Origin of the sequence: Stappia sp. 28M-7, from assembly GCF_014252955.1 — a bacterium.
Classification (GTDB): domain Bacteria; phylum Pseudomonadota; class Alphaproteobacteria; order Rhizobiales; family Stappiaceae; genus Stappia.
This window is the reverse complement of sequence record NZ_JACMIA010000001.1, coordinates 1,313,832-1,334,549: the sequence shown is the minus strand read 5'-3', so window position 1 is coordinate 1,334,549 and position 20,718 is coordinate 1,313,832. Positions and strand designations below refer to the sequence as shown.

Sequence of the window (20,718 nt, the reverse complement as noted above, 5' to 3'; positions counted from 1 at the left end):
CTTCTAACCGATTGTCTTTCATCAAGGAACAGCCCTGCAACGCTCCGCACTGCGTCCGGATCGGCAAGGGCCGCTATTGTGCCTATCATCGCTCCTTGGTCCGCCACTATGGCGCACCCGTCGCAGGTCCAGGCAAGCAGCTCCTAGCCGTCCATGAGCGCTACCTGAGGAAGGTTCTGGGGCCACACGTAGCGGCTGATGACGAGGCACAGGGACTGATCGGCAAGATCGCCGAGATGGCCTTCGGACCCCGCCCCATCCACTTCCAGGACACAAGGGGGCGCATCCGTAGGGCGGCCTATGAAGCCGCCGTGGGGCAGGTCGAGAGGATCCGGCAGTGTCACCCTGGGGAGAGCAACGGGCAATTGGCAGAGCGGTTCTGGTGGGCGTTCCTGGCGGTCCAGTTTGTCGAACTGAATGACGTCTTCCTGCACCGGGACCGGCACCACTTCTGGACTTCAGTCGTTCGTCTTCTGATCACCGACACTCACCGGAACAAGCCGTCCTCGCGCTACGCGGAGTATCTCCAGGCGCGGCTGAATGCACTTCTGTCAGTGTCGGCGGCAAGGTGGTGCTCCAAGGTCGAGCTATAGAAGTGGGGACCGGTTGAGCGCCTGTTTTGCTGACGAAGCCTGACAAACGCAGACAGGGGCGCAAAACCGAGAGTGGGGACCCAGAAACGGCGGAAAAATCTGAAGCGCCTACGTAGGGAAGAAGTGGCAGCAGATCCCCCGGTACCCCCCTCGGCTTCCATCCAAGAAATGAGGGTGGTCACACTGGCGTCACACCGGCGGGACCGGAAGTGTGACGAAGGGCTTGACGACGGACTCGCCAAGACTCACCATAAAGCCGTTAAGGGCTTGATCTGTAGGGATTTATCTAAGGGAAAGTGGTGCCCAGGGCCGGAATCGAACCAGCGACACGCGGATTTTCAATCCGCTGCTCTACCAACTGAGCTACCTGGGCCCGCGAAGCGTGTCGCGGCAAGCCCGCGTCGCATCGAAGTGCCGGTCTTATAGAGGCTCGAACAGAGCCTGTCCAGTTCCCTCGCCAAAGTTTTGCACAAGCGCGAAAGCGGCCTTGCAAACAGTGCCGCGAGAGGGAGCGGGCGCCGGGCCAGCGCCCGGCAAACCCTTGACGAAACTTGCCTACTGCTGACCGACGACGACGCCGGTCGCGGTGTAGGCGCCGGAGGGATCGGACACGCCGAAGCTGCCGACGACGCCCTGCGCCGGCCCGGTCGGGCCGCGCACGAAGGAGCCGGTCAGAACGCCCGACAGGGTCTCGCCGGGATTGGACAGCCCGCCGACAAAGCTGTTCAGTCCTTCGGCACTCCCGGTGGGCGAGGTCAACGATCCGCCGAAATTGTATCCGTCGAAATTGGTAATGCTGGCGCTGCCGCTGCGCGAACCGAAATCGTAGGTCATGTTGAAGTTGCCGGCGGCCAGATACTGCACCGGCCCGTCGGACGTGGTCCGCGCCACGTTGCCCACCGCATGGCCGGCATAGGAAGCGGTGCCGACGGTCGGCAGTTCGCCATAGGTCGAGACATCGCCGGCCGCCCAGGTGCCCAGATGCACGAAATCGCGCCGGCGCGGATCGGACGGGGCGGTTTCGGACACGTCCTCGCCGCGGAAGCGCGTGCCCCAATAGCCCCACTCGAGGAAGGAGCAGGTGCAGCGCGCCACATCGGTGAACAGCGCATTGTCCGCCCCGGCGACCAAGGTCGAGGGCACCATGTAGCTGCGCGGGTTGCTGTCGGGGGCGATCACCTCCTCATCGTCGGTGATCGCGAAGGTCTCGCCGAAATTGTAGGTGAGCGCATAGCGGTTATCGTCGATCAGCGCCGACTGGCCGTTCGGTCCGGTGGTGAACAGGCTGTCGCCGAAACCCAGCACAAGCCCTGCAAGGTGCTCGTCGCCATCGAAAGCGTCGAGCACGGTCATGCTCGCGCCGACGGAATTGCTCACCGCGTCGAAGCCCATGGTCAACATGTTCGGCGACATCGACCAGAACGGCACCGCAGCGCCGCCATTCGTCCCGACCTCGACCATGCCGGAGGCATAGCCGTTGAGCAGCCGTGTGGTGCGGACGAACTCGCCCGACGGCGAGATCGAGGCGACCTGCCCCACATGCGTGTAGCCGGAAACCGTGTCGGTGACCGTCTCGTAAGGGAGCGGAAGACGCGCGGAGCTGTCGTTTCCGGCATCGAGATCGCCGGGGCCGAAACCGAGGACGAAATTATCGCCGTTCGGGCCGAAGACATGGCCACCATCGCTGCCGGGAAGAGAGGAGACGGGCCCGGCATAGAGCACGGACGGATCGTAGCCCGACACGCGGAAGCCGCCGCGCCGGGGGCCACCGATGACGAAGCCGTCCACTTCGTCCTCGTAGATCTGGCCAGCCGAGACGGAGATCGCCGAGGACTGCGAGGCGCCCTGCCCCTGGATCAGCATGGAGGAGACGAGGAAGCGCGGATCGTCGTCGGTGAGGTCCGAGCCCGACACGACCAGAAAATCGCTGGTGCGCACGTTCTGCAGGAACGAGGGGCCTAGCAGCTCGCCCGCCAGCGGGTTGAGGAAATAGAGATCGTGGGCAACGCCGGTGCGCGCCACCTGCACCGGATCGGCCGACAGGTGATAGCGGCGGATCTGGTTGGTGCCGGTCTCGCGGAGCGTCGCGGGATCGGTGCGCACACCCCAAAAGCCGAAGACCGGAGCATTGACGACAAGCGGCCCGCCGACGGTTCCCGGCACCTCGGAAGGAACGAGGAGCGGCGCGGAGATCTCCTCGAAATAGGTGAAGGCGAGGAAATGGTCGCCGTTGCGATGGACGGTGCCTGCAACCGTGCGCCCGCCCGAGGTGACGACGCGGAACGCCGCCTGCCCGCCCGTCGGCAGGGGAATGGTGAGGGTCTCGCCGCCGATGGTGCCGGTCAGCTGGGTGCCCTCGGCGGTCACTGTGAACGTGGCGGTGATGTCGCTGCCCGGCGTGCCGCCGATCAGCCCCTGGCGGCCGGGATCGGTCACCGTGAAGGTCTCCGAGGCCGGGCTGTAGGACGAGGCCGCCGTGAGCACGCGCATCACGACCTCGGCGCCTTCCACCGGCGGCGGCGTGCCGCCGACCACCACGTCGCGGATGATTTCGTTGGTGGCGCCATGGTTGATCTCGTTGACGACCTGGCCGCCTTCGTTGATCTGGGTCGATTCCACCACTTGCGGACGCGGCCGCGGCAGGACGGCAACGACCGGCCGACCGGAATTGGCCTGCCCGACACCGGAATTGCGGACCTGGCTGTCGGTCGGCGGGCTTGAGATGCCGCCGGTCTGCCCGCCGCGGCCGGCGAGGCCCTGCTGCACGCCGGCAATGTCGGCCTGGTTGGTGCGGCGGATCTCCGGCCTGTAATTGCCAGACGCCGCCGAGGCGATGGCCAGCGTATAGCCGCGCTCGTAGATGCGCCGGCTCTCGCCGTTGAGACCGGTGAAGCTCAGTTCGTCGCCGAACAGCAACGAGAAGCGTGCGCCCCCGCCCAGAAGATTGAGATTGGCGATGCCGCCGCGGATGCCGATGGTGCCGACCGGCGTCTTGACGGTGACACCGCCGGCATTCTTGCTGAGGCGGCCGCCGACAAAGCGGGCCACGCCCTTGCCGAACGTGGCGACGAGCTTGCCAGTGCCGGCATTGGGGTCGTAGACGAACTCGTCGATGACGAGGTCGGAATTGGCGCCCACGGTGAAGGTGGAACCGTCGACCAGCAGGATCTGCACCAGCCCCTCGCCGGCTGTCTCGATCCGCTCGCGGTAGATCAGATTGTCGCCGAGGACGATGGTGCGGGTGCCGGCGCCCGGCGGCGTGCGCAGGGCGTCCTGGTTGACGGCGGCGGCAACGCCGACGTCGTTGCGGGCTGCAGCGGCCCCGGGCACCACGACAAGGGCGGCTCCCAGGGCCGCCATCATATATTGCCTGCGCATTTCAGCCCCCTTCAGAACGGCGCGTGTCATGCCACGTGTCAGGCGATGTCGATGTCAGAACGTCTTGATCAGGCTCAGCGTCAGCGACGTGTTGGAATAGTCGCGCGTCTGGTAATTCGATTGCATCCGGCGGAACTCGGCCGCCAGCGACATGGCGATATCCTGGCGGAACGGCACGTTCAGCGCGCCGCGCACCCACAATTCGTTGTCGGTCTGGCTCTTCGTCGCGCTGATGGCCGGATCCGGCGAGGCGAACTCGCGGCGGGTGTAGCCGGCATCGGCATCGACCGACCAGACGGTGCGCAGCATCTCCACCGGCGAGGCGAACCGATAGGTGACGCCGGCGGACGCGCCCGCCTCCCAGCTCTGCTCGTAGCGCACGGACGCATGCTCGTAGTCGCCAAGCAGGGCGACGCGGCCCGACCATGCGGCGGAAAACTGGTAGCTGTTGGTCAGCTGCGCCAGGATCTGGTAGCCGTTGCGATCGCTGACGGTCGGATAGGTGCGGCTGTCACGGTACCAGCGATAGCGGTATTCGACCTTGGCGTTGACGCTCGACAGCGGGCTCGGCTGCATGCCGAAGCGGGCGCCGAAACCGGTCGCGCCGGAATAGTTGGAATTGTCGAGCCGCACGCCGGTCAGGATGCCGTAAAGGCCGAGGCGTGCGTTGTCGATGTCGAAGCGGGCCAGGTTGAACGAGGGGCCGAAGGTCAGCTCCGCAAGCTCGGTGTTGAGGCGCGTGCTGTCGAAATAGCGCCCGCCGTAGAACAGCAGGTCCGCCTCCAGCAGATCGCCCTGGGTGCCCAGGTCATAGGCCGCATGCACGTTGCCGGCGACGAAGGCGTTCCAGTCGGCCCGGCCGATGGCGGTGTCGTCGAGCAGGAAGGTGACGCCGTTCAGCGTGACCTGCCGGCCGCCGGGGCCGGCATTGGCGTTGGACTGCCAGCGCAGGCCCGTCATGATCGTTGCCGAGAACTTGGTCGGATCCTCGGCAGTGTCGATGGCGGTCATGAAGGTCTGGACGCGCTCCGTCACTTCCGGCGGCACGTTCGGCGCCTGCAGGGCCTGCTCGAAATAGGAGCGTGCGGCATCGAAGGAACCGAGGCGGAAGTAGAGGACGCCGAGCTCCAGCTGGATGCGCGGCAGGCCCGGCGCGTAGATCAGCATGCGCTCGAAGGTGCCGATGGCAGCCTCGTAGTCGCCCATGCGGGCCGACAGGGTGGCATATTCGAAGGCAAGGTCGAGATTGGCGGGATCGCGCATCATCGCCGCCAGAAGCTCGGTCTGGCGGGCGCGCAGCTGCTCCTGCGTCATGGGAGCCCCGGCGACCAAGGCCGGCTCCTGGGCCTGACCCTGAGCGGCGACGTCCTGCGCCTTTGCCGCGCCGGCGACCGCAATCAGACCGGCTGCAGCAACACCAGCAATACGCAGTACTCCACGCCGGGCAACCACCGCCACGTCCACGAGCCCCCTCCAAAAGTCATGTCTTGAACGGGGGGAGATTACGTTACGTGCCCGGCGAGAGTCCCGCCCAAAGGATAGGCCCTGTCAAATAATGAGGGTCATGTTGCATTCCGGGCACATCCAGCCTTTCAGGCCCGCTCCCGCGCTTGTCGCGAGGCGGCCCGGGCTGGTTCGATCAGGCGGACGGCACCGGCGCAGCCGGCACCAATGCAGGCGCCGGCTGCGGGCATGGCTTACTGGACCTCGCGGACCCGGCCGTCGGTATAGGGCTTGTAGCCTTCGGGCAGCGCGCTGATGTAGTCCGCCACCACCGTCTCCAGCCCCGGCCCGTAGTCGTAGGCATTGGTGCCGGCCTCGGCGAAGATCTTGTAGCCGTCGCCGCCGCCGCGCATGTAGTTGTTGGTGGCCACCACATAGGTCTTGTCCATGTCGAGCGGCTGCCAGCCGCCCTCTTCCGCGACCTCGACCTGGATGATGCGGCCGTCGCCCGGCTTGCGCGCGCGCGTCCAGGTAAAGCGGATGCCGGCGACCTGCGGGAAGCGACCGGCGCCCTCCTCCACCTGCGAAACGCCGTTTTCCAGCGCGGCGACGATATCGCGGCCCTTGAGCTGGAAGGTGGCGAGCGTGTTCTGGAAGGGCAGCACCGTCAGCACCTCGCCCATGGTGACCTCGCCGGCATCGATGGAGGCGCGGATGCCGCCGCCGTTCTGGATGGCGATCTGCACGCCCTGCCCGCGCGAGCGCTCCAGCATGGCATCGGCGATGAGGGTACCCATGGTGCACTCGCCGGCGCGGCAGGTGTCGCGCGAGCCGTCGATGGTCTCGGCGGTGCTGCCGATCACCTTGGCGCGCAGCTCCTCGAGCGGAGCGGCGAGTTCGCCAAGACGCGCGCCGACCGCCTTGTCGGCCGGCACCGAGGCGTCGAGCAGGATCGGATTGCCGGTCGCCGAGGTGACGTTGCCGGCATCGTCGAAGACGATCTCGATCTCGCCCAGGAACTTGCCATAGGCGTAGGCCTGGACGATGGGCACCTGGCGGCCCGCCGGGTTCTGCACCAGCACCGGATAGGGACCGGCGGCGCCCTCATGGGTGTTGGACAGCAGCGTGTGCGAGTGGCCGCCGACGATGACGTCGATGCCCGGCACGCGGGCGGCGATCTCCATGTCGCGCGGCAGGCCCATATGGGTCAGCGCGACAATCTTGTCGACACCGGCAGCCTGCAGACCCTCGACCGCGCCCTTCAGATAGGTCTCGGCGCGCTGGAAGAAGACGTTGGGGCCGGGCGAGGAGGTTTCGACCGTATCCTCGGCCAGCACCGAGACGATGCCGACCTTCTGGCCGCCGATCTCGAGCACCAGCGTTCCGGGCACCCTGCCCTTCAGCGTCGGCTCGTTCTCCACCTCGATATTGCCGGACAGGACCTTGGTATCGACCTTGTCCAGGAAGGCGGCGAGACCGGCCGGGCCGTCGTCGAACTCGTGATTGCCGACGGCCATCGCGTCGAAGCCGATCATGTTCATGAACTCGGCCGCCGCGGCGCCCTTGTAGGTCGTGTAGAACAGCGAGCCCTGGAACTGGTCGCCGGCATCGAGCGTCAGCACGTTGCGGCCGGCAGCGGAAAGGGCCGAGCGGCGCTCGTCGATCTTGCTCTTGACGCGGGCGATGCCGCCGAAGCACTTGCCCGCCGCGTCATCCTCGGCGCCGCAGGTGGAATCGTACTTGTTGATCGGCTCCAGGCGCGAGTGCAGGTCGTTGATGTGAAGGATCGTCAGGGCGTAATCGGCCTGTGCCGGCGCGACAGCAAGGGACGCCGACAGCACCACGCCGCCCGCAGCAGCCAGCACGGCCGCGCCGAAAGAAGCAACCCGCATACCGTCCACTCCCGCAAGATGAGGCCGCGCACCGTCGATGCGGCGACTGCCCAGGCTACCGACAAGGGGAAGGCACCGCGCCCCGGATCCCCGCATTCGCAATCGCGAGACTGCCAGCTTGCCGGGGGCAGATCAACCATTCCAGCCGCGTCAGGGCACAAGTATCCCGCTCATCCCCGCAAGATGCGCGCAATCCGCTAGCAGGAGTAGCCGACGCAATAGGTGGGGGTATTCGACTTGATGTAGACGGAGTTGGCGTGATTGACATCGCGCGGATCCGTCCCGGTCGGCACGCTTCTCAGCACCGGCGCGGGATACTGCGCCTCGGACGCAGGCGGCAGCGCCGAGTTGACCGCGGAGAAGCGGGCAAGCTGGCTGGCGGTCGGGCGGCTGCCAGAGGGACGGTTGCCCTGCAGGATGCGGTTGACATCGGCGACCACCGAGCCGGGCGTGCGCTGGGTGGCGCCCTGCCCGCCATTGGCGAAGATCGAGAAGCCCGGCCGGTAGACACGGGTCGTCTTACCGTTGCGGCCGGTGAAGGTCAGGTCCTTGCCATAGAGGAAGGAGAACACCGTCTGGCCGCCGCGGTCGACGAGATTGGCCATACCGCCGCGCACGCCGATGGTGCCCTGGCGGGTGTTGATGGTGACGCCGCCGCGCTGCTTGGAGATGCGCCCGCCGACATAGCGGGCGACGCCCCGGCCGAAGGTGGCGACGATGCGCCCCGTGCCGGCGGACGGCGAATAGACGAACTCGTCGATGACGAGACTGGAATTGGGACCCACCACGAAGTTGGACCCGTCGGCCAGCAGGACCTGCACGAGGCCCGAGGCGCCGGTCTCGATCTTTTCACGATTCACGAAGTCGGTGCCGATACGGATGGTGCGCATGCGCGCGCCGCCTCGCTGGCTCTGGGCGCTCTGGTTGACGGCGCTGGCAACGCCGACGGGCTCGCTGGCGAAAGCCGGCTGGCCCGCCACGGCGATGAGGGTCGCAACGGCAACGGCAAGGGGGCGGAAGGTCATGGCCATATCCAGTCTCCTGTCGGCGGATCGCAAGCGGATCTGCCGCTCGTCTCGTTGCTACCCTATCGTCTTGACGCGATGGCGGGGTGATGCGGGTCACAAACCAGCGCAATCCCCTGCGTCACTCCCGGTTCTCGAGCTTCTCCTGCGCTGCCTCCAGCGCGGCAAGGTCTTCCGGCTCAAGCTCCACCACCGGCACGCTGTAGCTGCCGGACAGCCAGCGATTGAGATCGACATCGGCGCAGCGCGCCGAACAGAAGGGATGGTAGCGCTCCACCGACAGCTTGCCGCAGCCAGGACAGGGCCGCGCCCGCCTCTGCTGTTTGCCTTCGTCCTGTGCGCTCGTCATATTTTCTCCCTCGGCCCGAAGCAGGGCCGGTTCATCCTGCCCCAGCTATACTGGAGCGCTCCGCCGACGTCGACCGCAACGTCAGCGGGCAGGCGCGCGGTGCTACGGACGATGCTCAGCCGCCGCGCCGCACCCGGCGCTGGTCCATTGCTCTCAGCTCGGTCTTGAGGATCTTGCCGTAGTTGTTCTTCGGCAGCTCGGGCAGGTGCAGATAGTCCTTGGGCCGCTTGAAGCGGGCAATGTGCTCCAGGCACAGCGCATCGAGCTCGCCCGGCTCCGCATCGCCCGCATAGCAGGCAACGACGCTTTCTCCCCATTCGGCATCCGGCCGGCCGATGACGGAGACCTCGCGCACGCCCGGATGGGTCAGCAGCACCTCCTCCACCTCGCGCGGGTAGATGTTGGTGCCGCCGGAGATGATCACGTCCTTCGAGCGGTCGAGCAGCGTCAGATAGCCGTCCGCATCGAAACTGCCGACATCGCCGGTATGGAGCCAGCCGCCGCGCAGCGCCTCGGCACTCGCTTCCGGATTGTCCCAGTAGCCGAGCATCACCGTGTCGCCGCGCACCAGGATCTCGCCGGTCTCGCCGTGATCGGCGCTCGCCCCGTCGATCCGCATCTCGACAACGGAGCTGACGAGGCCGGCGCTGGCAAGGCGCGCCTCCCAGCGCGGATGGTCGCGGTTGGCGATATCCGCCTTCGACAGGACGGTGCCGGTCATCGGCGTCTCGCCCTGGCCGTAGATCTGGGCAAAGCGCGGGCCGAAGCGGTCGATCGCCCGGCGGGTGTCCGCAACATGCATCGGCGCGCCGCCCCAGACGATGGTGCGGATGTTCTCCGTCATCGCCTCCATCGGGCACTCGGTCAGCCGGCGGATCATGGTGGGGGCTGCAAACATCGACACGCCGCGGCTGCGCGAGACGATCTCCAGCACCTCGTCCGCCTCGAAGCCGCCCGACTCGGCGACCGCATTGATGCCGAAGCGCATGACATGGGCCATGGCATAAAGGCCCGAGCCGTGGCTCATCGGCGCGGCATGGAGCAACGTGTCGCCCTCCGCCACCGGATCGACATCGGTGAGATAGGCAAGGCTCATGGCCGCCAGGTTGCGGTGGCTGAGCATCGCCCCCTTGGGCCGGCCGGTGGTGCCGGAGGTGTAGAACAGCCAGGCGAGATCGTCGGGTGCGGCCTCGGCGAGCGGAGCCGGTTCGCCGGCGACCAGCGACCAGAACTGCGGCCCGCCGAGCGTCACCACATCGCGCAGATCCTCCGGCGCATAGGCGGCGACATCCGCCTCCATGCCCGAGCTGACGAGGGCAAGACGCGCGCCGCAATTCTCCAGGATCCAGCCGATCTCGGCGCTGTGCAGCTTGACGTTGACCGGAACCGCGACTAGGCCCGCCCACCACACGGCGTAGAGCGCCTCGAGATAATGCGGACCGTTCTTCGCCACGATGGCGACCCGGTCCCCGCGCGACAGGCCGTAATGGGAGAGGAGGCTGCCGGCAAGCCGGGCCGAGCGGCCGGCAAAGTCGCGGTAGCTGGCGACCGGCGAGCCGCCGCGCGCCAGGGCGACCGCATCCGCGCGCGACCTTCCGGCCCGCGCCAGCCAGGCTGCGAGATTCATCGATATTCCCCGCTTCGCATGATCATCCTGCGGCAAAGGGCGCAGGGCGCACCCCATCCGCCGTGACCCGCCCCGTTATGGCAAGGAACCGCCGGCAAGGCCAAGCGGGAATTGCCCCTGCCGCAGCATAGGGCGCGCCGGGAGACGGGAAGCGGGATCAGGGCCGGATCGCGGCCGGGTCGGCCCAGCCGGCGAGAACCGGATACTTGAGGCCGGCCAGCATGTTGGCCGTCTCGTGCAGCGGCAGGCCGACCACGTTGGAATAGGAGCCGACCAGCTTGGCGACGAAGGCGCCCGCAAGCCCCTGGATCGCGTAGCCGCCGGCCTTGCCGCGCCACTCGCCGCTGTCGAGATAGGCATTGATCTCTGCGCGCGAGAGGCGCTTGAAGCGCACGCGCGTTTCGACAAGGCGCTGACGCACCACGTCCTTCGGCGCGCTGATGCACAGCGCGGTATAGACCCGGTGACCGCGCCCCGACAGCAGCTCCAGGCAGGCGCGAGCCTGCTCGTGGGTTTCCGCCTTGGGCAGGATGCGGCGACCGACCGCGACAACGGTATCCGCGGCAAGCACCAGCCCGTCGACATTGGCGGCATTGCGGTCGGCGGCGCGCCGCGCCACCTCGGCCTTGGTGCGCGCCAGGCGCTGCGCCAGCGCACGCGGGGTCTCGCCCCGGCGCGGCGTCTCGTCGATATCGGCAGGCAGGAGCGTGTCGGGATCGATGCCGATCTGCTGGAGCAGTGCCAGACGACGCGGCGAGCCGGAGGCAAGCACAAGCGTCGGGCGCGCGCCCTTGGCACGGATCCCGTCGGTATTGCTCTCGTCGGAAGCTGCGGCGATCATCGGACCGCTGTCTCTCTGTCGCGGGTGACGGACCGGGCCGTTTGGCCCTGCTGCATCACTTGAAACGGTAGGTGATGCGCCCCTTGGTCAGGTCGTAGGGCGTCATTTCGACAAGCACGCGGTCGCCGGCCAGAACGCGAATACGGTTCTTGCGCATGCGCCCTGCCGTGTGGGCAATGATTTCGTGGTCGTTTTCGAGCTTCACGCGGAACGTCGCGTTCGGAAGCAGTTCGGTGACCACCCCCGGAAATTCAAGTACTTCTTCCTTGGCCATATGGATTCCTGATTATCGAGCCAGATGTGGCGGGAACCTAACGGATCGGGCCGAGAAAGGGAACAGAAGGATTCGCGAAAATCCGCGGCTGTGCAGAGGCCGGGCGCGGGCCCTATCCGCCCGGGGTCGCGGTCCAGCCGAAACGCTTCTTGATGCGGGTCATGAGCAGGTCGCGGACGGCGCGGTAGCTGTCGAGGATCTGGTCGCGCGATCCGGTGGCGAGCGTGGGATCGGGCGTCGGCCAGTACTCGACCTCGACCGCGTCCGTGCGCGTCATTTCCAGCGCCTTGTGATGAGCCTCCGGCGCCAGCGTCACAACCAGGTCGAAGCCAGACTCGTCGAGATCCTCGAAGGTTTTCGGCCGGTGCGCGGCAAGATCGCAGCCGATCTCGCTCATCACCGCCTCGACGAAGGGATCGGGCTCGCCGGCGCGCACGCCGCAGGACTTCACGTAGACGCGGCCGGGAAACAGCTTGGCGAGGATCGCCGCCGCCATCGGCGAGCGCACCGCATTCATGCCGCAGGCGAAAAGCACCGCTCCCGGCGCCGCCGAGGAGACGGTGCCGGGTACCATGTCGGGGATCTTACCGGGTACGTCCCCCGGCCCTGACATGCCTAGAGCCCTTTCGACCAATTCGAAGTCAATTCTGCTTCTCGATTGGGGCGGCGATCCGGCGTCGAAACGGTCGCCGCGCGATGCCGTAGCATCGGGCAAGATCGGGTCGACGTCGGGCGCCCGCCAATCGGAAGCCCTGCGGGACGGGCGATTTTGCGCCAATTCCAGCGCAAAGCCCCTTGTCCGTATCCAGATACGACCTGCGTGCCTTTGCTTGACCTTGTCACAAAATCGCTCCGTCAGAATGGCTTCGAATTGGTCGGAAGGGCTCTAACCCTTCCAGTGCAGGGCGCAGACGAGAGTGAAGAGACGGCGGGCTGTCTGCATGTCCACTCGGATCTTGCCCTCCAGACGCTCCATCAGGATGCGCGAACCCTCGTTGTGGACACCGCGGCGACCCATGTCGATGGCCTCGATCTGGCTGGGGGTCGCCGTCTTGATCGCCTCGAAATAGCTCTCGCAGATCAGGAAGTAGTCCTTCACCACCTTGCGCAGCGGGGTCAGGGAGAGGATGTGGGTGACGACCGGCTCGCCCTCCTCGCGCTCGACCAGAAAGACCAGACGCTTTTCGACGAGCGACAGTTTCAGCCGGTAGGGACCGCCGTCATCGCCGAGCGGCTCAAACTCGTTTTCCTCGATGAGGTCGTAGATCGCGACCGCGCGCTCATGCTCCACGTCGGGCGTGGAGCGAAGGATGGAGGCTTCATCGAGCTCCACCGCAACCAGCCGGGCGCTGTTGTTCTGTCCCATGACCTGCGCTTGCGCCCTCCATTGCCTGCACCGTGGTTCCGGCGCGCCCGTCAGCGACTGCTCCAACACCTAGCGCGTCCATGGCCGGTCCGACAAGCGGTCCGCGCCGCGGCGCGGCGCCTGGCCCGGCTCAAAGATTGAGGCGGATGGCGACCGAGCGGCCGTGGGCGGCAAGGCCCTCCGCCTCGGCAAGCGCAATCGCCGCCGGGCCGAGGGCGCGCAGGTTCTCCGCATTGCAGCGCAGGATCGAGGTGCGCTTGACGAAGTCGAGCACCGACAGGCCGGAGGAAAAGCGGGCCGAACGTGCCGTCGGCAGTACGTGGTTGGAACCGCCGACATAATCGCCGATGGCCTCGGGCGTGTGGCGGCCGAGGAAGACGGCACCGACATTGCGGATGCGCGCGAACAGGGCCTCGGGATCCTCCACCGCCAGCTCCAGATGCTCCGGGGCGATGGCATCGACGAGCGCGGGCGCCTCGTCCATCGACGAGACGGTGATGACCGCGCCGAAATCGGCCCAGCTGGAGCCGGCGACATCGGCGCGCGGCAGGGTCTTCAACTGGCGCTCGACCGCCTTCTCGACGGCCTCGGCAAAGCCCGCGTCGTCGGTGATCAGGATCGACTGGGCGCTGGTGTCATGCTCGGCCTGGGACAGGAGATCGGCAGCGATCCAGTCCGGATCGTTGGCCCCGTCCGCAACGACCAGGATCTCGGAGGGACCGGCGATCATGTCGATGCCGACCGTGCCGAACACCCGGCGCTTGGCGGCGGCGACATAGGCATTGCCCGGACCGACGATCTTGGAGACCGGACGGATGGTCTCAGTCCCGAAGGCCAGGGCCGCGACGGCCTGCGCCCCGCCGATGCGGTAGATCTCGGTGACCCCGGCAAGGTGGGCGGCGGCGAGCACGAGCGGGTTGAGCGCGCCGTCCGGGCTCGGCACGCACATGACCATGCGCGACACGCCGGCAACGCCGGCGGGGACCGCGTTCATCAGCACCGAGGACGGATAGCTGGCCGTGCCGCCGGGCACGTAAAGGCCGACCGCCTCGATGGCCGTCCAGCGCGAGCCGAGCTCGACGCCGAGCGGATCGGTGTAGCGGTCGTCCGCCGGCATCTGGCGGGCGTGATGGGAGGCGATCCGGTCGCGGGCCAGCTTCAGCGCGTCGAGCGTGCGCGGGTCGACCTTCTTCACCGCCTCCTCGATCTCCTCGGCGGTGACGGTCAGGTCCGCCAGGCTTTCCGCCTCCAGCCGGTCGAAGCGGCGCGTGTAGTCGAGAAGCGCCGCATCGCCGTGCTGCTTCACGGCCTCAATGATGTCGCGCACCGCCGCGTCGACATCGGCGGATGCCTCGCGCTTGCTGGACAGGAGGGCGTCGAAGTCGGCCTTGAAGCCGGTTGCGCTGGTGGACAGGCGGATCGCCACGGGCGGAAGCTCCACAGTTTGCCGGGCGGCGCCCGGAAGGTCCGGAATAAGGATCAGTCGATCTGGTGGCTGGGACGGTGCTCGGTCGCCCAGGCGGCACCGAGATCGGCAAGCTGCGCCTCGATGCACTCCACGTCGAAGGAGAGCGTGGCCCCGCCTGCGAACACCAGGTCGATGCGCCCGGCCGGCTCCTCGGCGGCCACGAAATTGACCGCGAGCAGCGACAGGACCGTATCCTTGGCGTCCTGGCGGATGTTCTGCGCGCGCGGGCGCTCGGCCCGGGCGAAGGACAGGGCGGCGCGGCGGCGCTCGTTGGAGGCGCGGGCACCTGCGCCCTCACCGTCCCAGGCGAAGCGGTTCATGACCAGCACCAGATGACGATCCGATGGATAGTAGCGGATGTCGCCGACCTTCAGGACCGCGTCCTGGACCTGCGCGGAGATCACCGCCAGGTCTTCCGCGTCCAGTGCCGCCAGCTTCAATTGCTGCATGGATCAGCCACCTCTTGGGTTGTGCCCGCGGCCGGCGCGACAACAGGCGACCGGCCTTCGGCCCTTACCTAATGAATTCACGCGCCAAAGCAACCGCCGAGTTGGCGCGCGGCGCGCAGGCAGTCCCCGACAAGGGGAGAACGGCAGTTGGTTCGGCGAAGAGGTCAGGCGACGGAGAGGAAGGCCTCGATGGGACCGGGCGACCCGAAAAGCCCGCCCTGCCCCTGGATGCAGCCGGAGGCCAGCAGCAGTTGCGCCACCTCCTCGCTGTCGACGCCGTCGACATCGACAGCGACATCGAACGTCTCGGCAACGGCGACAAGCGCGCGGATCACCGTCTCGCCGCGCTCGCCCGCCAGGATGTCGTGCAGGGCGCTGCGATCGATGCGCAGGGAATCGAAGCGGAAGCGGCCGAGGAGCTGGAGCGAGGCCGAGTCGGAGCCGAAACGGTCGAGAACCATCCGAACGCCGACGGCGCGCAGCGCCTCGAACTGACGCATTGCCGCGAAGGAATTGACCAGGAAATAGCTGTCGGCCACCTGCAGGTGGATGCGCTCCGGCGCGATACCGGCAATGTCGATCTCGTTCTCGACGATAGAGGCGAGCGTCTCGAGACCGAACTGGCGCACGCTCAAGGACAGCGCGATCTTCTGATCGTCGGGGCTGCGTGCGGCAGCCTTGAAGACCTCGCGCAGCAAGGCGGCGGTTGCGCTTTCCAGTGCAGCCGTTTCCTGCGGGCCATCGCCGGGCGTCCCGCCCTGGCCGGACCCGGGCTGCAGAACCTGATAGCCGCAAAGCCTGCGGCTGCGCAGGCAGAAGATGGGCTGATACTGGACGCGGGCGCCCCCGTGCATCGCATTGGCGCGCGCTTCCACGCCCGCCGAGGCAAAGGCCGGCCAGACCACGGTGGCATTGTCCTGATCCGCGACCGCCTTCGGCGCGCTGCCCGCAGGCAGATAGGCGCGGAAGCCGTTCCGCCCCTGGTTCTTCACCTCGTAGAGCGCGGCGTCCGCCTGGCGCATCAGCTCCGACAGGTCGGCGCCCGGCAGGACCGGCGCAATGCCGATGCTGGCGCCGATCTGGACGCTGCTGCCATCGATGGAAAACCGTCCGGAAATCGCGGTCAGGATCCGCTCGGCCACCGCCTCGGCAAGGTCGGACGGACTGGTGCGGTCCGGCTCGCAGGACAGAAGGATCGCGAACTCGTCGCCGCCGACACGGGCGACGAAGTCGTTTTCCCGCGCGCAGCGCCGCAGCCGGCTGGCCACCTCGCACAGCAGCTGATCACCGGCATTGTGGCCGAGCGCATCGTTGACCGGCTTGAACCGGTCGAGATCGATCAGCATCAGGATGCCGAGACAGGGCTGGTCCGACGTCCCGCTGGCGACCAGCTTCTGCAGCTGCTCGTTGAGATAGGTGCGGTTGGCAAGGCCGGTCAGCGTGTCGTGGCGGGCCGCGTGTAGCACCTTGTTCGCCGCCCGCTCCCGCTCCGTGACATCCTCATGGGTGCCGACCCAGCCGCCATCGGGCAGCGGGGCGTGGACGGTCGAGATGATCCGACCGGAGCGCACGCGGAACATCGAGCGTACCGTCTCGCCGGCAGACAGCTGCCGCATGATCTGCGCCACGCGGGCATCCACGGCATCCTGCGAGGGGATGTCGACATTGGTCGCCGATATCAGCTCGGGCAGCTTCCGGCCGGCATGGCTATGGCCGCCGTCTTCCAGCCCGAACAGGACGGCATATTGCTCGTTCCACAGGGTGAGGCGCCCCTTCCGGTCGAAGACGCTGACGCCCTGGTTCATGTTGGCAAGCACGGCGCCCAGTTCGTCCGAGCGCTCGCGGGCCAGCCGCTCCTTCTCGATCAGCTGCCGCTCGATCCGCTTGCGGTCGGAAATGTCGGTGAAGGTGGACAGCAGTCCGCCGCCGGGCAGGAAGGTGCCGCGGATCTCCAGCATGTCGCCATTGGGGCGGCTGCGCTCGTAGCCGTGCTCGCGGCCGCCGAGGATGGCCTTCAGCCGGTCACGGGCAAGCTCCTGCGGATCGCCTTCGCCATATTCGCCGCGCTCCGCATTCATCAGCACATAATCGGCGAGAGACGGGCGGCCCGCGAGATAGTCGGCCGACACATCCAGCAGTTTCTCGAATGTCTTGTTCCAGCCGGCAACGACGAGATCCTGGTCGAAGTAGACGACCGCGCCGGGATAGTTCTGGAACACGCCCTCGATGGTCATGGCCTGGCGCACTGTCTTGGTGACGTCGGTGAGGGAGATCACCACGCCGCCGCCCGCGCCCTCGACAGGACTCGTGAAGGCTACCGCATTGAGGTTCAGCCAGCGCAGGCCGCCATCGGCCAAGGTGAGGCCCGCGATGGTGCTGGACAGGCTCGCCGGATCTTCCGCGCCCCTGGCAAGCAGGTTGCCGAGCCGGGCGCCGTCATGCCCCTTGTCGATGAAATCGAGATCGAGCGCGGCAAGAGAGACGCCGGTGATCTTGCGCCCTTTCAGACCGAGCATGGCAAGGGCGGCCGGATTGTGCGACAGGACCCGCCCTTCCGGATCGACGACGACCACGCCTTCGGACAGGGACAGGAGTGTCGTGCGGTAGAGCGCCTCGGAATGCTGCAGCCGGATCTCGGCCATCTTGCGGTCGGTAACGTCGCGGATGGCCCCGACGATACGCACGACCCTGTCGTCGCGCGCAAGCGGCCTGCCGGCAAGGCGCACCCAGCGCTCCCGCCCCGTCGCGGTGCGCGCCGGCAACTCCAGGCTGAACGGGAAACCCTTGAGCCGTGCATCGTCGACCGCGCGGCGCAGATCGCCCCGTGCCTCGGGCAGGAAGAAGCAGAGCGCCTTCTTCATGTCCGGAACGTAGTCGTCATCAACCTCGAGCAAGCGGCGGACCTGATCGGTCCACAACAGGCGGTCCTGGTCCAGATCGAGTTCCCAGCCCCCGACGCCGGAAATGCTGGTGGTCTGGGCGATCAGTTGCGACTGGGTCTGCACCAGCGCCTGCTGGCGCTCCGCGGTCTCGCGCAGGCTCGCAGCTTCCGCCTGTGCCGCATAGGCGCGGATCAGCCCGTCTGCGGCAGCGCCGAGGTGACGCAGCACTTGCAGCTGCTCGGGCGTGGGATCGCGCGGCCGGGTATCGAACACGCACAGCGAACCGAGACGATGGACGCCGTCGATCGACAGCGGGTAACCGGCGTAGAAGCGAAAGTGCGGCGCCTCGGTTACCAGCAGATCGCGATGGAACCGCGGATCGTCTGCAAGATCGGGAACGACCAGCAGATCGGACTGCAGAATGGTGTGACGGCACATGGCCGCGCTTCTCGGCGTCCGCTCCAGCTCCAGGCCGTGCCGGGCCTTGAACCACTGCTCGCGCTCGTCGACGAAACTCACAAGCGCGACAGGGCAGCCGAACACCGACGCGGCGGTCTCGACCAACGCGTCAAACTCCACCGAGCGCCCGGAATGCAGAATGCCAAGGCGGTGCAGCGCCTGTAGCCGGCTCTCTTCATTGTCGGGCAGCACGTCGAGGATCATCGAGCTCATGCGCCGAGTATGCCTGCAATAAGTAAACGTTTCAAAATATAGACCGACAACTTATCAACAATCCATGAATGAGGTGCAAGCAGGCTCATCATGGCTGGATTTTTAAATAATACCATATAAAATTTTATGAAAATTACCCCGTATCAGCTCAGAAAACCGGGAGGCAACACACATATCTGCAACAATTTACAAGGATATCCAACTGCGGAACCTGCGCCAAATCAGAATAAATAAGCCCCATCCGCGCAATATATACGGATCTATTCGGAACAAGATCTCGCTGCCGGGCGCACGCGCCGGACTTATTGTGCCGAAGGAAGCCCCGGCACACGGCCAGGCATGCCGGATACGCAGGATCACCCCACCACTGACGCAGTTCCTCCCCCAGAACGGACCACGCCGGACGAGCGGCTTCCGTGCAAGGACGGAAGCGCCGGTCCGGCGGCTTGGGAGGAATGGTCCGGCCACCGCCCTGCGGGCGGCGGCTTGACGGTTATTTCGCCAGGGCGAGCGGAATGTAGAGCGCGACCTGCGGCCAATAGATCACCGCGGCCAGCGCGACGATCTGCAGGATCACGAAAGGAATCACCCCTCGGTAGATCGTGCCGATGGAAACCCCCTTCGGCGCGATGCCGCGCAGGTAGAACAGCGCGTAGCCGAAGGGCGGGGTCAGGAACGAGGTTTGCAGGTTCACCGCCAGCGCGATGGCGAACCAGATCAGCGTCTGCTCCGGCGTCAGGCCGAAGTCGAGCCCGGCCACCACGGGGGCGACGATGGGCACCACCACCAGCGTGATCTCGACCCATTCCAGGAAGAAGCCGAGAACGAAGACCAGCGCCATGATCATGATGATCACGACGTAAGGGTTGCCCTCGTGCACCGCGAAAAGGTCGGCGATCAGCGCATCGCCTCCGAGCTTGCGGAAGACGACGGAGAAGACCGTCGCGCCGAGCATCACGAAGATGATCATCGCGGTGGTCTTGGTCGTGTCGCGCAGCGCCGCGTAGAGCGTCGCCCAGTCGAGCTGGCGCGAGACCAGCGCCAGCACCATGGCGCCCAGCGCGCCGATGGCGGCGGACTCGGTCGGCGTGGCGATGCCGGCGACGATGGTGCCGAGCACCGAGACGATCAGCAGCACGGGCGCGAGCAGGTCGAGCGCCAGCGTTCCGGCCGCCCGCCAGAAGGGCTGCGGGTCGGCGACCTCGGCCGGCGGCATGCGGTGCGGCTGGAAGATCGCGACGCAGACCAGATAGAGGATGTAGAGCGCACCGAGCAGCAGGCCCGGCCCGACCGCCGCCATGAACAGGTCGCCGACGGAGACGCGCAGCTGGTCGCCGAGGACGATCAGCATGATGCTCGGCGGGATGAGGATGCCGAGCGTGCCGCTGGCCGCGATGAGGCCGGTGGAGATCTTCGGGTCGTAGCGGTTCTGCAGCATGGTCGGCAGCGCCATCATGCCCATCAGCACGACCGACGCGCCGATGATGCCGGTCGAGGCGGCCATCACCACGCCGATGATGGCAACGGCGAAGGCGTAGCCACCGGGCATGCCGCGAAACACCGAGGCCAGCGACTTCAGCAACCGTTCGGCAACGCCCGAGCGCTCCAGCATCAGCCCCATGAAGACGAAGAGCGGGATGGCGATCAGCAGCCAGTTGGTCAGCGTGCCGGAATAGATGCGCGCCACCGTCGTCGACAGGAAGACGAGCGGAACGCCGGCCATGACGGCGAAGAGAATGCCGATGCCCCCGAGGACGAAGGCGACGGGATAGCCCGCGAAGATGCCGCCCATCAGCCCGAGCAGCATCAGCAGCGGCCAGAATGCGTCTTCCATCACGAGCCGGTCCTGTTCTTGGCAGAAGAAAAGTCGCCGCGCACCAGTCCGATCAGGGTGCCGATGATGCGGTTCACCGCCGCAAGCCCCAGCAGCGAGAAGGCGATCGGGATGCAGGCCTTGATCATCCAGCGGTCGATCATGCCGCCATAGGTCGAGCCCTCGCCCGTCACATAGGCGCGGTGGGCAAAGCGCGTGCCGAACCAGACCACGATGGCGCAGAAGGGCAACAGGAAGATGAGGTCGCAGACCAGATCGACGATGGCCCGGGTGCGGGGCGAGAAGTTCGCGGCGAGGAAGTCGACGCTCACATGGCTGCGATCGCGATAGGCGTAGACCCCGCCGAACAGCACCACCAGCGCGAAGACATGCCATTGCAGGTCGAGCAGCGTGTTGACGGTGATGCCGGCGTCGAACAGCGGGATGCTGGCGCCCCAGTCGGCGAGGCGATTGACGCCGAGCTTGGCGGCGAGCACCCCTGCGCAGACGGACAGGATCAGCGGCAGCACCAGCCATCCGACGATCTTGCCGGGGAAAGCGAGAACCTCCCCCGCCTTGCGGCTCAGTTCGGACACGGCGACCTCCGTAGGCTTGCGCGGCGTATCATTGCGAAAGGACGGCACCC

General features: G+C 66.8%; 16 protein-coding genes and 1 tRNA gene. 1 reads left to right on the top strand and 16 read right to left on the bottom strand.

The features are described from left to right. The first annotated feature begins 11 nt into the window (after positions 1-11). A complete protein-coding gene (locus H7H34_RS06015) occupies positions 12-593 on the top strand; it encodes a hypothetical protein (RefSeq protein ID WP_185924570.1) in 582 nt (193 codons plus the stop codon). A 297-nt stretch (positions 594-890) separates the two neighbouring features. Here the strand turns inward: H7H34_RS06015 and H7H34_RS06010 are convergent. The 16 genes from H7H34_RS06010 to H7H34_RS05935 form a co-directional block, all read right to left on the bottom strand. Beyond that, a tRNA-Phe gene (locus tag H7H34_RS06010) sits at positions 891-966 on the bottom strand. 182 nt (positions 967-1,148) lie between these two features. Next, the gene (locus H7H34_RS06005; protein ID WP_185924569.1) at positions 1,149-3,971 is read right to left on the bottom strand and encodes a FecR family protein; all 2,823 of its coding nucleotides are present in this window, start codon (positions 3,969-3,971) and stop codon (positions 1,149-1,151) included. A 54-nt stretch (positions 3,972-4,025) separates the two neighbouring features. Continuing rightward, positions 4,026-5,285: a tetratricopeptide repeat protein gene (locus H7H34_RS06000; RefSeq protein WP_185924568.1), complete on the bottom strand. Its 1,260-nt coding sequence runs from the start codon at positions 5,283-5,285 to the stop codon at positions 4,026-4,028. 383 nt (positions 5,286-5,668) lie between these two features. Continuing rightward, the gene (locus H7H34_RS05995; RefSeq protein ID WP_185924567.1) at positions 5,669-7,306 is read right to left on the bottom strand and encodes a bifunctional metallophosphatase/5'-nucleotidase; all 1,638 of its coding nucleotides are present in this window, start codon (positions 7,304-7,306) and stop codon (positions 5,669-5,671) included. Between the two features lie 197 nt (positions 7,307-7,503). Next, positions 7,504-8,337 carry a FecR family protein gene (locus H7H34_RS05990; RefSeq protein ID WP_120268964.1) on the bottom strand — a complete coding sequence of 278 codons (834 nt, stop codon included), beginning with the start codon at positions 8,335-8,337 and terminating at the stop codon, positions 7,504-7,506. Between the two features lie 115 nt (positions 8,338-8,452). Next, complete coding sequence (gene yacG, locus H7H34_RS05985; protein ID WP_120268963.1) at positions 8,453-8,680, bottom strand: DNA gyrase inhibitor YacG; 228 nt, start codon at positions 8,678-8,680, stop codon at positions 8,453-8,455. A gap of 115 nt (positions 8,681-8,795) precedes the next feature. Continuing rightward, the gene (locus tag H7H34_RS05980; RefSeq protein ID WP_185924566.1) at positions 8,796-10,307 is read right to left on the bottom strand and encodes an AMP-binding protein; all 1,512 of its coding nucleotides are present in this window, start codon (positions 10,305-10,307) and stop codon (positions 8,796-8,798) included. 157 nt (positions 10,308-10,464) lie between these two features. Next, complete coding sequence (locus H7H34_RS05975) at positions 10,465-11,148, bottom strand: Maf-like protein (protein ID WP_185924565.1); 684 nt, start codon at positions 11,146-11,148, stop codon at positions 10,465-10,467. 55 nt (positions 11,149-11,203) lie between these two features. Beyond that, a complete protein-coding gene (gene infA / locus H7H34_RS05970; RefSeq protein WP_013653834.1) occupies positions 11,204-11,422 on the bottom strand; it encodes a translation initiation factor IF-1 in 219 nt (72 codons plus the stop codon). A 112-nt stretch (positions 11,423-11,534) separates the two neighbouring features. Then, positions 11,535-11,996, bottom strand: a complete 462-nt coding sequence (locus H7H34_RS05965) for an arsenate-mycothiol transferase ArsC (RefSeq protein WP_120268961.1) — start codon at positions 11,994-11,996, stop codon at positions 11,535-11,537. 312 nt (positions 11,997-12,308) lie between these two features. After that, positions 12,309-12,788, bottom strand: a complete 480-nt coding sequence (locus H7H34_RS05960) for a UPF0262 family protein (RefSeq protein ID WP_067339191.1) — start codon at positions 12,786-12,788, stop codon at positions 12,309-12,311. Between the two features lie 130 nt (positions 12,789-12,918). After that, complete coding sequence (gene hisD, locus H7H34_RS05955) at positions 12,919-14,214, bottom strand: histidinol dehydrogenase (protein WP_185924564.1); 1,296 nt, start codon at positions 14,212-14,214, stop codon at positions 12,919-12,921. A 53-nt stretch (positions 14,215-14,267) separates the two neighbouring features. Then, entirely contained in the window at positions 14,268-14,705 is a 438-nt protein-coding gene (locus H7H34_RS05950; RefSeq protein WP_120268960.1) for a DUF2948 family protein, read from the bottom strand. Positions 14,706-14,869: 164 nt separating this feature from the next. Then, positions 14,870-18,259, bottom strand: a complete 3,390-nt coding sequence (locus H7H34_RS05945; RefSeq protein ID WP_185924563.1) for a bifunctional diguanylate cyclase/phosphodiesterase — start codon at positions 18,257-18,259, stop codon at positions 14,870-14,872. Between the two features lie 493 nt (positions 18,260-18,752). After that, a complete protein-coding gene (locus H7H34_RS05940; RefSeq protein WP_185924562.1) occupies positions 18,753-20,093 on the bottom strand; it encodes a TRAP transporter large permease in 1,341 nt (446 codons plus the stop codon). Further along, a complete protein-coding gene (locus tag H7H34_RS05935; RefSeq protein ID WP_158592685.1) occupies positions 20,093-20,668 on the bottom strand; it encodes a TRAP transporter small permease subunit in 576 nt (191 codons plus the stop codon). Before H7H34_RS05935 ends, H7H34_RS05940 begins: the two co-directional genes overlap by 1 nt. Positions 20,669-20,718 lie beyond the last annotated feature (50 nt).

What these genes read in the sequence shown, in the direction of transcription:
- H7H34_RS06005 (WP_185924569.1), bottom strand. Translation starts at nt 3,971, where the DNA reads ATGCGCAGGCAATATATGATGGCGGCCCTGGGAGCCGCCCTTGTCGTG.
- H7H34_RS06000 (WP_185924568.1), bottom strand. Translation starts at nt 5,285, where the DNA reads ATGACGCAGGAGCAGCTGCGCGCCCGCCAGACCGAGCTTCTGGCGGCG.
- H7H34_RS05995 (WP_185924567.1), bottom strand. Translation starts at nt 7,306, where the DNA reads ATGCGGGTTGCTTCTTTCGGCGCGGCCGTGCTGGCTGCTGCGGGCGGC.
- H7H34_RS05990 (WP_120268964.1), bottom strand. Translation starts at nt 8,337, where the DNA reads ATGGCCATGACCTTCCGCCCCCTTGCCGTTGCCGTTGCGACCCTCATC.
- yacG (WP_120268963.1), bottom strand. Translation starts at nt 8,680, where the DNA reads ATGACGAGCGCACAGGACGAAGGCAAACAGCAGAGGCGGGCGCGGCCC.
- H7H34_RS05980 (WP_185924566.1), bottom strand. Translation starts at nt 10,307, where the DNA reads ATGAATCTCGCAGCCTGGCTGGCGCGGGCCGGAAGGTCGCGCGCGGAT.
- H7H34_RS05975 (WP_185924565.1), bottom strand. Translation starts at nt 11,148, where the DNA reads ATGATCGCCGCAGCTTCCGACGAGAGCAATACCGACGGGATCCGTGCC.
- infA (WP_013653834.1), bottom strand. Translation starts at nt 11,422, where the DNA reads ATGGCCAAGGAAGAAGTACTTGAATTTCCGGGGGTGGTCACCGAACTG.
- H7H34_RS05965 (WP_120268961.1), bottom strand. Translation starts at nt 11,996, where the DNA reads ATGGTACCCGGCACCGTCTCCTCGGCGGCGCCGGGAGCGGTGCTTTTC.
- H7H34_RS05960 (WP_067339191.1), bottom strand. Translation starts at nt 12,788, where the DNA reads ATGGGACAGAACAACAGCGCCCGGCTGGTTGCGGTGGAGCTCGATGAA.
- H7H34_RS05950 (WP_120268960.1), bottom strand. Translation starts at nt 14,705, where the DNA reads ATGCAGCAATTGAAGCTGGCGGCACTGGACGCGGAAGACCTGGCGGTG.
- H7H34_RS05945 (WP_185924563.1), bottom strand. Translation starts at nt 18,259, where the DNA reads ATGAGCTCGATGATCCTCGACGTGCTGCCCGACAATGAAGAGAGCCGG.
- H7H34_RS05940 (WP_185924562.1), bottom strand. Translation starts at nt 20,093, where the DNA reads ATGGAAGACGCATTCTGGCCGCTGCTGATGCTGCTCGGGCTGATGGGC.